The sequence below is a fragment of the Nitrosospira multiformis ATCC 25196 genome (genome assembly GCF_000196355.1).
Classification (GTDB): Bacteria; Pseudomonadota; Gammaproteobacteria; order Burkholderiales; family Nitrosomonadaceae; genus Nitrosospira; species Nitrosospira multiformis.
The window spans coordinates 1,486,399-1,500,621 of sequence record NC_007614.1; the positions used below are offsets into that span (position 1 = coordinate 1,486,399).

Here is a 14,223-nt window from a genome sequence, read left to right on the forward strand (position 1 = left end):
AAAACCTCAAGGTTTCTTATGACCACATAGGTGATAATGCGTATGGTAGGGTAAATACCAGGCTTTCACCGCTTTCTGCAGCTTTTCCTTGTCCTTCGAAGTTACTGATGGGCCAAGGACGGCGCGTGCAAAATCCGTGAATGCTTGCTTGTTCGTCAAAACGGTCTTCACGGAGGCATCGAGATCAGCCAGAAAACTTTGGAAATCGACGATTCCAGGCCCGCCGTCGATCAAGTATGCGGTACCGTTGAATTCGATTTGACGCGTATGACAAGCGGAGCAGTTCATGCCAATTTCCTGTCCTTCGCTTCCACTTGCGACGGTGAATCCCACGGGTAATCCGGCGGGTTTGCTGGTCTTATTGGGAAGATAGCCGTATCGGCCCAGGCTTTCCGCCATGAACGGCTGGCCGTCGGGTTGCTTCAAGGCGGATATCCAGCGCAGCGGCATGATACGAGACCCCTGATCGCGGGTATAGAAATCCTTTCGGGCTGAAGCTGTCCACTCTGCCCCCTGATCAATGAGTACTTGTTCGGCTGCCGAAGAAATCGACGGCACGAGCAAGGCTAGTGTGGACAGGAGGCTTCCAATCCACGATAGGAACTTGATTTTCAATTTTTATCTGCCTTTAGATTAATGAACGATATGTTTTGAGTGTCGTATCCTTGCTACCCATGTTGCATAATGGTCTTGCCGCTGCGCGATAAAATGTGCCGAGACAGCCGTTACTGATGGGTCAACGGCTATCAATCCTTCGCAACACGACCCTGGGTAATATTGAAGAACATTAGAAATACCTGGCTGCTTGAACTGACTGAGGCCAGATATCAAACGAACCGGGGGTTTGGGGATACGTTGCCTTGCACTTTTTAATTGCTGATTTCGACTCGCCCTTCGCCATGAAGGTACTGCGACCTTGTTACCACCTCCCTGCGGAAGAGGTGGAAGAACTCATCGCTGATAGCTGGCAATGCAGCTGCAGGTCTCGGCCTGCTGATCCGGATCAGTGCTGGGGAAGGGTGATAGGAAGTATGGTTGCGTGAAACGGGAGGTGATAAGCGAAAAAGAAGAGTTTTATCCTCGCTATTCAAGCTTTGGGAGGAAGCTGCACGGGTTTGTTCGTACTTTCACGAATGGCGCACGAATATAATCGATTGTAGGGCTTCTTGATGAATTTATAACCTGCCTGATTATGCATTTCTCGGTTGTAACGCCTATTGAAGCAAAGGTGGGGCAAAAAAAAGCCCGGCTTATGCCGGGCTAGGGGAGCGCTTCAAATTCGTTTCCCTGAATGGAGGGAAGGGGAGCCGAGTAAAAAGTGTAGCCGTTTGAAATAAAACGTTACCGTTAAATAACTCACGCAAGCAACCCGGAATAACTTAATTAGGCAATCTGGGGCGATAATCTTGATGTGGCTTCGCGCTTACTGAGCTCTCAAGAACTTGGAGGACTTCTTGTCGAGTAGCCTGGTCTAGGCTTCTTATCAAATCAATCAAAGTCCGTTGCGATTCTTCCAGTTCGTCATTCCATAGCTTCAAGACGTCGTTAATCAGTTGATTATTATCCACTTGGGATTCGCCCTTCATTTCAGGATTGGGAAGTAAAAAAACCAGGCTTCATAACGGTGAAAATGGGGAGTGACTTCGAGCCTCGGACGCCAGATCGGAGGTAACTACAAATACGTGCCTATCTTAGCTCTGAGACAGAGCATCAATCAGTTAATAAAAGCAGATTTAATATTGCTTATTGATCAAATGGAAGAGAAGCAACAAAAAAGGCCCAACGAATGTTGGGCCGGGAGGAGTTTACTGCCATCGCTTCCCTGTTTTGGGAGGGAGAAGCGAGTGGATAGCTTAACAATATAACGGAAGCTCTGCCGTTAGATACTTAACATATGGGGAGAGAAGGGGTATTTCCTGCAATTTGGATAGTTGAAGCCATCAATACCATTACGGGCGGAAACAAATACGTGCCTGGAATCTTGAGCCACTGCTGATCAGATTGATTATCTCTTGGGCCAGGCAACAGGCGGTGGGCCGGGAGGCGAGCAAGCTGAATCAGACTATCAGCGTCATGGGGAGCGGTGAAGATTTGCCGCCTCACAAGGTTCCTTTGATGGGCAGGTTCTACGGCAATTCTGCCAGTTCTTCAAGTCAAGCAATGCCTTCTACAATGAAACGCCTCAATGAGATCGAGGCAGAGATAAAAGGGTACCGGAAGGACCGTCTGCCGATCGATGAATTCAACGCCGAAAACCCGAATGTCTGCCAATAGTGCGCTTGCGATTCGTGTTGAGTCGGAGGAGAGGTCAGCCTATGAGATGATGCTGCAGCTGTGGCGAATGGATACAACTATAAGCAAATCAATAAGCGAGACGGTATGTTAAAATGCTTTTCGCATTGATTTTGCTGTACCGTCTTTTGTACCGTCCATGCAGTAAAAAATTGGTACAACGTAGAATAGACTGACGTATTTTATTCAATAAAATCAATTGCCCGGATGGTGAAATTGGTAGACACAAGGGACTTAAAATCCCTCGGGCTTAACCGCCCGTGCCGGTTCGATTCCGGCTCCGGGCACCAATAAAACAAGGGCTTGCAGCAACGCAAGCCCCTTGTTAAGTTTCAGCGTAATTGGGTCGTGTAAGAGCGGGTGTAAGCAGTCCGCCTTTTGCTGGGGTTTTACCCCATTTCTCCGGACGGTTTGGTTAAGCCTAAATCCTGCTTCTGACGCATTTCCAGCTGTCGCCGTTTTCGCGGATTATGGAATCGCTCGATATAGTCGAAGATATCTGTGCGCGCCTCAGCCCGGGTTCGATACTGGCGACGATATACTCGCTCCCGCTTGAGCAAGCCAAAGAAGCTCTCTGCTAGCGCGTTGTCGGCACAACTACCGACAGCGCTCATGCTGCAAATCAGATTGTGTCCTTGCAGGAAGCGTTGATACTCGTCACTGGTAAACTGACAGCCGCGATCTGAGTGCAGGATGACGGGAGTTTTTGCCTCACGCTGCCAAAGCGCCATGAGTACGGCCTGCAGCACCAGTTGCGGATCCTGGCAGTGGCTCATTGACCAGCCGACCACGATGCCCGAGTACAGGTCCACGACCACGCACAGATAAAGCCAGCTTTCCTGAGTGCGCACATAGGTTATGTCCGTCACCCACCGGCTGTTGGGCTCACTTGCTGTAAAGTCCCGCTGCAAGTGATTGTGCACATTCTCCGGTCGAAGGCCACAGACCTTCTTGTGCCAGCGTTTACGCTGCGGGATGCCATACAACCTCTGCTGGCGCATCAGCCGTGCTATGCGGTTCAACCCACACGCCTCGCCTTCATAACGCAACTCCTTCCAGACTCGAGGACTGCCCATCACCCCATCGCTGCCATCATGAATCTTCCTGATGCGCTCCAGCAAACGCCGGTCATCATGCGCTCTCTGACTCAAGGGGCGATCTCGCCAATCATAGTAGCCGCTGGTTGATACATGCAGACAACGACACATCAGGCGAATGGGGAAGGCATCGCGGCAGCGTTCGATCATGCGATATCTCATTTCGACGCTTTCGCGAATAACGCCGCCGCTTCTTTTAAAAAATCACGCTCCTTCCTAACTTGGATCAGCTCACGTTTGAGCGCAGCCATCTCCTCATCACGGGGCCTGCCCTGACCCTGAAAGGCTTTATTACCGACCGAGCCCATTTCCCGGCACCACCGGCTCAGCATATTGGGATCAATCCCCAGATCACGCGCGATCCGGCTTGCCGGCACATTGCCAGACCGAACTAGTTGTACCGCTTCCTGCTTGAACTCCGCTGCATATTTCCTTCGCGTTGCCATGACACACCTCCTGACTCATTATCAGCCTTTTTAGATGTGTCCGTGAAATCGGGGGAAAACCCTGCTCTTCTTAACCGCAAACTGGAAGGAATGGGCAAGCCTGCTGTCAATCACAAGCGGGTCTATCGCATCATGCGTCAGAACGGGCTGTTGCTGGCCCGATATACGGGCAAACAGCGCGTGCTGTCTCATGAAGGCAAGGTCATTACCTTGTGTTCCAATTTGCGCTGGTGCTCGGATGGCTTTGAGATTCCCTGCTTGAATGGGCAGGTGATGGGCCGGAGAGCGGATAGGTCTGCATGTTCCCGTTGCAAATTTTATAGAGCGTCATTGATGTGCTCCCCATAAAACGTGCCATCTGGAATCTAGGCTCAGGACTCATTAATTGAGATAGAAGATGACAGTTGCGGCGATACAGATGGCAGAGAAGAAGGTATGGGCACAGCGGTCGTAACGCATGGCGATCCTGCGCCAGTCCTTGAGCCGAGCGAACATGTTCTCGATCCTGTGCCTTTGCCTGTAGAGGGTCTTGTCGTATTTGATCTGGATTTTGCGATTCCTTTTTGTCGGTATGCAGGGCGTCATGCCTTTGGCACGCAACGCTGCCCGGAACCAGGCAGCGTCATAGCCGCGGTCTGCAATCAGGGTTTTGGCTTTGGGCAATGACGGCAGCAGCACACGTGCTCCCTTGTAATCGCTCATCTGCCCTTCGGACAGGAGCATGGCCACAGGCTTGCCCTGACCGTCGCAGACCACATGAAGCTTCGAGTTCAGGCCGCCCTTTGTGCGACCGATACGGCGGGGAACATCCCCTTTTTTAGCAGGCTGGCTGCCGTGCGGTGGGCCTTCAGATGCGTGGCGTCGATCATCAGCCTCTCGGGCGTTTCCTCTTTACCGGTCAGTTCCACAAAGATGCGGTTGAACACGCCCAGTCGGCTCCAGCGCACGAAACGGTTATACAGTGTCTTGTGCGGCCCGTATTCCCTGGGGGCATCCTTCCATTGCAGGCCATTCCGAATGACGTAGATGATCCCGCTGATCACCCGCAGATCATCAACACGGGGAACTCCGTGGGACAAGGGAAAATAAGGTTTTATACGGTTGAACTGTGTTTCCGACAGGTAAAACAAATCTCTCATGGCAGCACCTCCGCCATAAGTGAATCACATTTGATCCTATTCGTGAATCATGAAATTAATAGGTCCTGAACCTAGTAAAGTTCGTTTTTCGAGAGGAGAACGGACGTGAAGAAGCGATTTACGGATGAACAAATTATTGGATTTCTGAAGCAGGCAGATGGAGGCATTCCGGTCAGGGAATTGTGCCGCCAGCATGGTTTTTCCGATGCGTCGTTTTACACCTGGCGTGCCAGGTTTGGTGGGATGACAGTATCGGATGCCAGGCGGTTGCGAGATCTTGAAGCAGAGAATGCTCAGCTCAAGAAGCTTTTAGCCGAGTCGCTTCTTGATGCTCAAGCCTTGAAGGTTGCTTTGGGCCGAAAGCATTAACTCCACAGGCCAGGCGTGAGGCAGTAATGGCGATGCTTGAGCAGACGAACGTTTCCGAACGCCGTGCCTGCCTGCTTGTGGATATATCACGTACGGTATTGCACTACATGCCCAAGGTGCGGCTGGAGAATGAGCAACTGCAAGGTCGAATGGTTGAGTTGGCCTCTGAACGCCGTCGTTTTGGTTATCGACGCATTCATGCCCTGCTGCGGCGTGAGGGTGTTGAAGCCAATCACAAACGCATCTTTCGCCTTTACCAGGCTGCCGGGTTGGCAGTAAAGCGCCGACGCAGGCGAGGGGGCGTAGCAGTTGAACGTGAGCAATTGGCATTGCCAAGCCAGCCCAACGAGGTATGGTCAATGGATTTCATCTGTGATGCACTGGCGAATGGCAGACGCATCAAGGTATTGACCATCGTTGATGACTTCACCAAGGAATCCATTGATCTGGTAGCTGAACATGGCATTTCGGGACAACATGTCGTGCGCGTATTGGAGCAAGCTTCACAGTTTCGTGGGTTGCCCTTGGCCATTCGCACCGATCAGGGACCGGAGTTCACCAGCAAGGCACTGGATCAGTGGGCTTATAAGCATGGTGTCCAGCTCAAATTGATTGAGGCGGGCAAGCCGACGCAAAATGCATATATTGAGAGCTTCAACGGTCGGTTTCGGGATGAGTGCCTGAACGATCACTGGTTTACCAGCCTGGCTGAGGCACGGATTCGGATATCAGCCTGGCGGCGCGACTACAACGAGCATCGACCGCACAGTGCACTAAATTACCTAACCCCGGCAGAATTTGCAGCCAACTGCCGCAGGCAAGAAGAAATAAACGGCTGTGAAAGAAATGGAAGCTAATTTATAACTGAACTTTGCTAGAACGCCCCTGGCACTACTACCGGGGGCACATCATCATCTTTATGTTGCTGAACTGCACTTCGTTGTAAGTCTTGTTTTCCTTCAAGGAGAACTGCTCAGGGCGGGATTCTCCATTTCGCGTTGATTCTTTAAAGGCGTCGACTATAGTAAAACTTGGTACGGAACATTATCGTAGACGGGTTAATCTTTTTGGTACCAAATCGATTTTTTATTCGCCTGAACGGATAGAGGAGAAAAATGAAAACAAGAAGGTTAATTCAAACTACACAATTGGTAAGCCTTTTCGGGCTTTCCGCTATGTTGTCAATAGCTGCAGCTGATCCACCTGTAGCACATCAATCTAAAACCCAGAATATTCCCGGTGTGATAGGGCCCCCAACACCACTCTCAACAGGCACACCCAAACAACCTCCTCCTAAAATTCTTCATTGCGCCCAAGATTGCGATGCTTGTACGAGGGAAGGCCTTCGTTGCACAAGCAGCCTTGAGTGTATGAAGAAATATCCGGCCAACCCGATCCTGTGCTTGGTTCCGCAGAGATGATCTCCTATCACGAACGAGAAATCGCGGAACTGAGCGTTGACCGTGAATCCTGGCAGTGTCAGGATGAGCAAATTCATATCTCCGAGGCATCGATTAATTGGCCTCATGGGAACCCGGACGCGTTGCAAGACGCACCAACTCCATAAATGCGGGCAGGGTGGAGGCAGACGTGAGGGCATTCCGACAAATCCCGCAAATGACGGGGCCGATCTTGTATCGGAATCCAGCAAACCTGATCTCGCACGTTTCGTCTGCAACTGAGGGTGCAGACTTGTTGTGCCTGAAATCCCGGGGTGCGACAAGCGCTACATCACTCCACAGTCCAATGCCCTTGAGACTGGCTGCCTTTTGGCCCTCCGCATAGAGGCGCGCTCAGCCAGTTGCTGGTCCTTGTCATACCGTTTGTAATGCCATGCCCGTCCTGCCTTGATCTGCTCAAGGTTGATGTCCTGGCCATCCAGCAGCACTTTTCCCAGAACACGCTGATAGCGGTTTTGCTTGGACCACTCCACGCTCTGGGTATTGTGATTCTGCTGGCCAACAAGATTCTTATGAGAACCACAGGACGGGAGAGGTAGTACCATGGTACAAATGACTAAATAGCCGAGACTCCTATAATTCGCGGAGCGAGAAATGTCCTCGCTTCATAAAAGGAGCCTCAAGTGCTTTGGATTTTTATCGGCATTATTGCTATTGTTCCATGGTATTTCCACAACGCCTCTAGTCCGTTCAAAAGGCTTCCTCGAAAAAAGCCAATACCGAATAATGTCTATGAATGGCCGGACAATGGCGATGAGTGCGATATTGTCGGAGAGTCGTATTATCAAGATGCGATAAAGCTTCTGGCGGGCTTAGACGAGGAAAACATTGGAAGCAAAAAATTTAAGGCCTTCCTTATTCCTGAGGATAATAACCCTTATGACAATAAAGCCGTGCGGGTCGATATAGACGGAATGACGGTGGGATATTTCGGCAGGGAAGATGCGCGCAGCTTCAGGCGCAGGCTAGGAGCCAATAAATTATCTGGGCAGATTACTGCCTGCAATGCTGTTGTTATAGGTGGGCGTGGACCAAGGGGCGAGCAATGGCATTACGATATCTGTCTCAACATTAAAGAATTTGATTGGTAGCTTGAACCTCTCCTCCCTCACTCATATGGTGGGGCAGCTAAACCAGATCCAGCGATACACAGAAGACCTGCACGAGATAGAGAATGTGGGGCTTTAAAGGTTAGGGTCGAGGTGATACGAGTTATTGCGTTTACCCTGAGCAAAATTTAAGGAAACGGATACGGGAGCTTGAGGAGAAGTTGGAGAGGATTGGGATCCCTGATACTGCGTAAGCATAAACGGCTCCCTTGGTTTTTTATCCCCCATCAACCCGCTTCGGCGGTTTTTATTTCCATACGTTAGGTATTTGACGGTAGATTTCCTTATAGTGTTAACCTGCACATTCGTTTTTCTCTTGTCAAAGAGGGAGACGAATGCAGTATCCATGCCCGGCGTTTGCCGGGCTTTTTTGTTGCCGCAATCTAAACTGGCGGCTTTTATTGCTGAAGGCTCAACAGGAAAAGTTATTTCCTGGAGCGGCTGGTTATGCTTTTGCTGGGAGAGGAAGGTTTGATTTCTTGATTTTCCGCTTTTTTGAGGGTGACTTCCAGAACTCTCTCATCTGGCAGATTTATTCTCATGACATATGTTGAGCCATTCCTGCGCAAGGATTGCTTAACACGAACATAAACGCCATTGAGGTCTTTCGCTAATTGGGACAGTCCGGATTTGAATTTTTCGTAATCGACAATAATTTTGTAAAGGCCCGCGAGCGAGGCGCCGATAGTAATGGTAGTGATAACGCAACCGAGTTCGTATTCAGTTCGGATAACCCCAACGTCTTCCGCATAGGGGCTCTCCGCGAGGCGTGATAGGAATAGCTCAGAGACTTGAGATGCCACGTATTCCGCTTCCTCAGGGGAAAGAGAGTCGCCTGAAGTGACATTTGTGCAGTAGGTAATCGCCCCAATTTCGTACAGTTCCAAGACTTTTTCCCGCAATCGGTTGTAGTTTTAAAGAAATACTTATAAAAGAAGTATAGGTGTGGGACAAAAATTTGGAGATAAATCTGTTGAGCATAAATTAAAGCGCCGTCTGTTTTGGAGACTCAGAATCGCCAAATTTGTTGGCGCAGGCTTCATCAATCGCTCGTGCAGCAAGATCACTGCCAATACCCTTCATATGCTGAAGAATGCAGTCATTATAGTTAGTAGCTTCTGGTACACGATGGTTATTAGATTCCGTCTGGCGATTACAAGAAGCAATTTGAGTAAGTAATAATAAGAGGACTATGGGAGTCAGGAATCTCATTATTTATCCTTGTGTTGCTTCGGTTTTATCGTCTGGCGAACAGAATTTAAATTAAACCTTTCTTCATTCAGCCATATTATAGCTATGGATAGGGTGGCAGGTATGATTGTCGAATCAATTTCAAGTGTTTGACATAACCCTCCGCAAACGGTAATGGGTTGTGGAGTTTTAGTCTGCCAGTGCAGGAGGATTGCCAGGCGATCATGAGGAAATAGGGGTTTTTCGATCAGGATTTTTTTGCAGAATTATTAAAAATTTGGTTTTGACGCTAAAGTTTCACAGAAAGTTGACGTTGATCAACCAGAACCGGCATACCCTGCTATCGGTATCGCATTCCCCGCATCGTTCGAGCAGGTTAGGCAGCCTCGCTGGATATCTCTCGAGGGGGTGGATTCTGTTGTAGGAAAATTTCTTACACAGAAATGCTGTCATTTTCTACACTCAAATCGGACAACCTCCGGTTTTTTCTCCCCTTCCAAACCTTCACAATGCAGTCATTCACTGTGATGGAGGTAAAAATGCAAATCAACGAACTGACAGCGGAAATCAAGGACTTTAATCTGACTTATCTCATGCTGGCCCAGCAGATGGTAATCGCCGACAAGGACATGGCGATTTTCAGGCTGGGGATAAGCAAGGACATCGCCGATATCCTGGAAGTGCTGACTCCAGGACAAATACTCAAGCTGGCGAACTCCAACATGATGTTGTGCCGGATACGTTTCGACGACAATTTGGTCTTCGGCATGCTTGCCAACTACACCAAAGACAAATTGATGGCGCAATCCCATACGGCGATCCTGCTTGCAGGACAGCCGGCGGAAGAAATTTCATAAAGTATTTCCTGAAATGTTTGCCGAGAATTTCCTGGGGGAAGCGAACGCCCGGGTTTGAGGAAAAGGAGAAAGGGGAATCAGCTATGCGCAAGAAAAGCATTGTGTCGGAAGCCAACGAGATAAAGACAGCGATCGAGTTGATTCGCCTGGGTGCGCGTCTTCAGTTACTGGAGTCTGAAACCACCCTGAGCCGCGAGCGGCTGATCAAACTATATAAGGAACTGAAAGGCGTTTCTCCGCCCAAGGGAATGCTGCCGTTTTCCACCGATTGGTTTCTTACGTGGCAGCCCAATATACATTCCTCCGTATTTGCTGACATTTATCGCTATCTGATTGCTCATGGCGATTGCCGGGGAATCAGCGCAATCATCAAGAGCTATAAGCTTTATCTGGAGCATTGCCAAGTCTGCGAGATGGAGCCGATACTCAGCCTGACCCGGGCATGGACGCTGGTGCGCTTCTTTGAAAGCAAACTGATGCAGACAACTGCATGCAATCAATGCGGCGGCCATTTCGTAGTGCACGCCAACGATCTCCATCACCGCTATGTTTGCGGGCTGTGCCACATGCCTTCCCGAGCCGGCAAAACCAACAAGGCGCGGACAGCGATGGTGGCAGAGGCAGCTTAAGCCGTAGCACCCAGTACTCTCGCACTCGCGCAGATCCTTTTTCCGCGCGGAGGACATTGTTCTCCGCCAGCGTCCAATTTCTTTCTCTCCTGAGCCGGAATTCTTTCCGGCTGCTTTTGGCTTTTTTCCACCTACTTTCCGGGAAGCAATCGACACACGTGTCGATGGACTAAAGTCCGGCGGGTTTGACCCGTTATAGAGAACACATCCAGGATTTTGCTGCGGTACCGCAGTTTTGCCGTAGAAGAGCCGTGATGAGGCGGAGCGGCAATATTGCTTGAACCAAGCTCTGGATTACCGGCGTGCTTCTAAAATTATCTATTCCAGCAGTGCAATAGTCGATACAGGAAATATCAGAAAAAGATGTTGGTCATTATTGGATCTCTCATTGTGCTGGGATCGGTGTTCGGTGGTTTTGCTTTGACTGGCGGACACCTGGCTGCGCTGTTTCAACCAGTGGAGCTTCTCATGATCGGGGGTGCGGCAATGGGCGCATTTACCCTGGGCAATACGAAAAAAGCCCTCAAAGCCACCCTCAAGTCACTTCCCAAGGTTGTGCAGCCTCCCCGGTACACCAAAGCCTTGTATATGGACCTGATGGCGCTGCTCTATGATCTTCTGGTCAAGGTTCGCAAGGAAGGATTGATGTCGATCGAGCCTGATGTCGACGATCCCAATGAAAGCGCGATTTTTGCCAATTATCCCGATATTCTTGCCGAGCCAGTTGCGCTCGAGTTCTTGACCGACTACCTTCGTCTCATGGTGGCAGGCAATCTCAACGCGTTCGAACTGGAAAACCTGATGGATAACGAAATAGAGACTCATCACCAGGAAGGCGAAATCCCCGTGCATTGCATAAGCCGGTTGGCAGACAGCATGCCGGCATTCGGCATTGTTGCAGCGGTAATGGGAGTGATACATACCATGGCATCTGTAGGCCTACCGCCTTCGGAACTGGGTGTGCTTGTCGCTCAAGCGCTCGTGGGAACTTTCCTCGGTATTCTTCTCGGGTACGGATTCGTCGGGCCCGTTGCCTCGATACTGGAACAGAGGCTCAATGAATCGACGAAGATACTGCAATGCATCCGGGTCACCTTGCTGGCAAGCATCAATGGCTATACTCCTGCACTGGCAGTCGAATTTGGACGAAAAGTGCTCTACTCGACGGAGCGGCCCAGTTTCGCTGAACTGGAAAGCCACGTCAGACGGGCAAAAGACAAATAAGAAAGGGGAAAGAGGTCAGCCGTGGCCCAGACGCAGCATCGTATCGTCATAAAGAAAGTAAGGAGACAAAGCCAGGGGCACGGAGGCCAGTGGAAGATTGCCTATGCAGATTTTGTAACTGCGATGATGGCGTTCTTTCTGCTTATGTGGCTGCTCGGTTCCGCCACGCGGGCTCAATTGCAAGGTATTTCCGACTACTTTATGAAACCGCTGGAATCGGTACCGGAAAGAGATATCGGCAGCGGTGACCGGACAAGTTTGATTCAGGGAGGCGGAAAAGATCTGATGCGTCGGGACGGGCAGGTGCAAAAGACGGATGTGGACAGCTCTGAAAAACCGCTCAGTCTCAGGGCAGCGCAACTTGAGCTGGAGCGGCGCGATGCGCGTCGACTGGAGGACTTGAAGCGCCGCCTGGAGCGTTTGATCGAATCCAATCCGACCATGCATGAATTCAGGAAGCAGTTACTGCTGGATATTACGACGGAAGGCCTGCGCATTCAGATCATCGATGATAAAAATCGGCCGATGTTTGCGCTTGCCAGGGCTGAACTGGAGCCGCACACCCGCGAAATTCTGCAAAAACTTGGCAGTGTGCTGAACGAAATGCCCAACAAACTAAGCCTTTCCGGTCACACGGATTCAACTCCCTACGCGAGTGGCGAGAAAAATTACAGTAACTGGGAGCTATCTGCCGATCGCGCGAATGCTTCCCGGCGGGAGCTCATCCTCGGCGGGATGAATGAGCAAAAGATCATGCGCGTAGTGGGCTTGAGTTCCGCTGTCCTGTTCGACAGGAATGATCCGACGAATCCCGTCAACCGGCGTATCAGCATCATTGTGATGAGCAACAGGGCGGCCGAAGCAATAAGCAAGGAAGGCGTGGAAACAACGGAAGTCAAAACGAATGGCACGGTCAATCCCGAAACCTTGCGCAGCAGGGCCGGCTGAGAAACTGTTGTCATTCTTCCGGAAATCTGGCAACAGTTTTCTTCGGCGCAAAACACTCCACTTCCTCTACTGATCCTGCCCCAATGCGAAAATCCCATTCCGTACTGTGTAAAGTAAATCCCCTGTGTTGATCCCCTCCGCGATGCCGTGAGAATTATGGGGAAAATTGCGTTCTTTTTCCCCGATAGCACACTCCCACACTGCCCAATAATGTCGCATGTCATCCACGTGCAGTAATTCCGCGTGGAGTTATCAGTCATTCGGGTTGTGACAGGAATCTGCAGTGAGCGAAGAGAGCGATCAGGAAAGAACGGAACCGGCGTCCCCCCGGCGTCTGGAAAAGTCTCGTGAAGAAGGGCAGGCGCCGCGCTCCACGGAACTGTCGACCTTTGCCCTTCTTATTGCAGCTGGGACTGGTCTTTGGCTCATGGGCGGACACCTGAGCAGCCAGCTTGCCCGATTGATGAAGGAGGGAATGCATATCCCGCGTGAGACCGGATTTGAGCCGGCACGCCTGGCCGAGCGCCTGTTCGACCAATCCTTCCATGCGCTGATTACCTTCGCTCCCTTCCTGATACTGATGATCCTGGTCGCCCTGGTTGCGCCCATGCTGCTTTCCGGATGGCTTTTCAGCTGGAAGTCGCTCAATCCCGATTTCAAACGGATAAATCCACTGAGCGGCCTGAGCCGCATGTTTTCACTGCACAGCCTGCTCGAACTGGCAAAAGCGCTCCTCAAGGCCGCGCTGATCGGTGGAGCAGGGGTATGGACGATCTGGCATTACAAGGAGTCCGTCCTGTCGCTCATCGCCCGGCCACTCGTCCCGGGTTTGACTCATATGGGCGAGCTGGTTGCCCTGAGTTTTTTTTCCATTGCGGGCACCATGATACTGATTGCCACGGTGGATGTGCCGTTCAAGTTGTGGGATCACTACCGCAAGCTCCGGATGACCAAGGAAGAAGTCCGTCAGGAAAACAAGGAAACGGAGGGTAATCCGCAAATCAAGGGGCGTATCCGCGCGCAACAGCGCGAAATGGCAAGAAAGCGCATGATGACCGAGATTCCCAGGGCGGATGTGATTATTACAAACCCTACCCATTACTCCGTCGCGCTCAGATATGAAGATGGCAAGATGCGTGCGCCTCGCGTCGTCGCCAAGGGTATGCATCTATTGGCCTTGAAAATCCGCGAGATAGGGCATCAGCACAAAGTACCTGTGCTGGAAGCGCCACCGTTGGCTCGTGCTCTCTATCAACATACTGAGCTGGGAGATGAAATTCCCCAGACACTCTATAACGTCGTAGCCGAGGTGCTCGCTTACGTCTATCAATTGCGCCGCCACCAGCAATATGGCCCCTCTGGCGGCAAGGCTCCCGTTTTGCCGGAACTTGACGTGCCGGTTGAGCTGGATCCGGAAAACAAAGCGTTCAAGGAAGCGGGAAAAACTGGAAAACCTGAATAA

General features: G+C 50.8%; 13 protein-coding genes, 1 tRNA gene and 1 pseudogene. 10 read left to right on the forward strand and 5 right to left on the reverse strand.

The features are described 5' to 3' along the window. Window positions 1-6: 6 nt before the first annotated feature. Complete coding sequence (locus tag NMUL_RS06805) at window positions 7-615, reverse strand: di-heme-cytochrome C peroxidase (protein WP_041352435.1); 609 nt, start codon at window positions 613-615, stop codon at window positions 7-9. A gap of 1,386 nt (window positions 616-2,001) precedes the next feature. On the opposite strand from NMUL_RS06805, the gene NMUL_RS06815 reads away from it, so the two are divergent. After that, window positions 2,002-2,274: a hypothetical protein gene (locus NMUL_RS06815; protein ID WP_011380638.1), complete on the forward strand. Its 273-nt coding sequence runs from the start codon at window positions 2,002-2,004 to the stop codon at window positions 2,272-2,274. 219 nt (window positions 2,275-2,493) lie between these two features. Continuing rightward, window positions 2,494-2,582 (forward strand) — tRNA-Leu (locus NMUL_RS06820). 99 nt (window positions 2,583-2,681) lie between these two features. Here the strand turns inward: NMUL_RS06820 and NMUL_RS06825 are convergent. Beyond that, window positions 2,682-3,835, reverse strand: a protein-coding gene (locus NMUL_RS06825) for an IS3-like element ISNmu1 family transposase (RefSeq protein ID WP_148235536.1) whose coding sequence is annotated in 2 segments (ribosomal slippage) — window positions 2,682-3,595 and window positions 3,595-3,835 — 1,155 coding nt in all. Because the reading frame shifts where the segments join, the coding sequence is not laid out codon by codon here. Between the two features lie 63 nt (window positions 3,836-3,898). Here NMUL_RS06825 and NMUL_RS06835 point away from each other — a divergent pair. Next, a pseudogene (locus NMUL_RS06835) lies at window positions 3,899-4,144 on the forward strand (IS3 family transposase); the annotation flags it as partial. A 72-nt stretch (window positions 4,145-4,216) separates the two neighbouring features. On the opposite strand, the gene NMUL_RS15300 reads toward NMUL_RS06835, so the two are convergent. Then, window positions 4,217-4,974, reverse strand: a protein-coding gene (locus NMUL_RS15300; RefSeq protein ID WP_148235532.1) for an IS5 family transposase whose coding sequence is annotated in 2 segments (ribosomal slippage) — window positions 4,217-4,641 and window positions 4,641-4,974 — 759 coding nt in all. Because the reading frame shifts where the segments join, the coding sequence is not laid out codon by codon here. 105 nt (window positions 4,975-5,079) lie between these two features. Between NMUL_RS15300 and NMUL_RS06855 the strand changes: the two genes are divergently transcribed. Beyond that, window positions 5,080-6,200, forward strand: a protein-coding gene (locus NMUL_RS06855) for an IS3-like element ISNmu2 family transposase (protein WP_148235537.1) whose coding sequence is annotated in 2 segments (ribosomal slippage) — window positions 5,080-5,338 and window positions 5,338-6,200 — 1,122 coding nt in all. Because the reading frame shifts where the segments join, the coding sequence is not laid out codon by codon here. 869 nt (window positions 6,201-7,069) lie between these two features. Here the strand turns inward: NMUL_RS06855 and NMUL_RS06860 are convergent. Next, window positions 7,070-7,348, reverse strand: a complete 279-nt coding sequence (locus NMUL_RS06860; RefSeq protein ID WP_011380642.1) for a thermonuclease family protein — start codon at window positions 7,346-7,348, stop codon at window positions 7,070-7,072. A 78-nt stretch (window positions 7,349-7,426) separates the two neighbouring features. Here NMUL_RS06860 and NMUL_RS06865 point away from each other — a divergent pair, with 78 nt between their 5' ends. Continuing rightward, a complete protein-coding gene (locus NMUL_RS06865) occupies window positions 7,427-7,894 on the forward strand; it encodes a hypothetical protein (protein WP_011380643.1) in 468 nt (155 codons plus the stop codon). A gap of 443 nt (window positions 7,895-8,337) precedes the next feature. On the opposite strand, the gene NMUL_RS06870 is transcribed toward NMUL_RS06865, so the two are convergent. Next, a complete protein-coding gene (locus NMUL_RS06870; protein WP_041352440.1) occupies window positions 8,338-8,799 on the reverse strand; it encodes a hypothetical protein in 462 nt (153 codons plus the stop codon). Window positions 8,800-9,642: 843 nt separating this feature from the next. On the opposite strand from NMUL_RS06870, the gene flhD reads away from it, so the two are divergent. The 5 genes from flhD (at window position 9,643) to flhB (ending at window position 14,223) form a co-directional block, all read left to right on the forward strand. Then, window positions 9,643-9,960, forward strand: a complete 318-nt coding sequence (gene flhD, locus NMUL_RS06875; protein WP_011380645.1) for a flagellar transcriptional regulator FlhD — start codon at window positions 9,643-9,645, stop codon at window positions 9,958-9,960. 83 nt (window positions 9,961-10,043) lie between these two features. Next, window positions 10,044-10,589: a flagellar transcriptional regulator FlhC gene (gene flhC, locus NMUL_RS06880; protein WP_011380646.1), complete on the forward strand. Its 546-nt coding sequence runs from the start codon at window positions 10,044-10,046 to the stop codon at window positions 10,587-10,589. Between the two features lie 363 nt (window positions 10,590-10,952). Further along, window positions 10,953-11,813: a flagellar motor stator protein MotA gene (gene motA / locus NMUL_RS06885; RefSeq protein ID WP_011380647.1), complete on the forward strand. Its 861-nt coding sequence runs from the start codon at window positions 10,953-10,955 to the stop codon at window positions 11,811-11,813. A gap of 21 nt (window positions 11,814-11,834) precedes the next feature. Then, the gene (gene motB / locus NMUL_RS06890; RefSeq protein WP_011380648.1) at window positions 11,835-12,761 is read left to right on the forward strand and encodes a flagellar motor protein MotB; all 927 of its coding nucleotides are present in this window, start codon (window positions 11,835-11,837) and stop codon (window positions 12,759-12,761) included. A 283-nt stretch (window positions 12,762-13,044) separates the two neighbouring features. Beyond that, window positions 13,045-14,223: a flagellar biosynthesis protein FlhB gene (flhB, locus tag NMUL_RS06895; protein WP_011380649.1), complete on the forward strand. Its 1,179-nt coding sequence runs from the start codon at window positions 13,045-13,047 to the stop codon at window positions 14,221-14,223.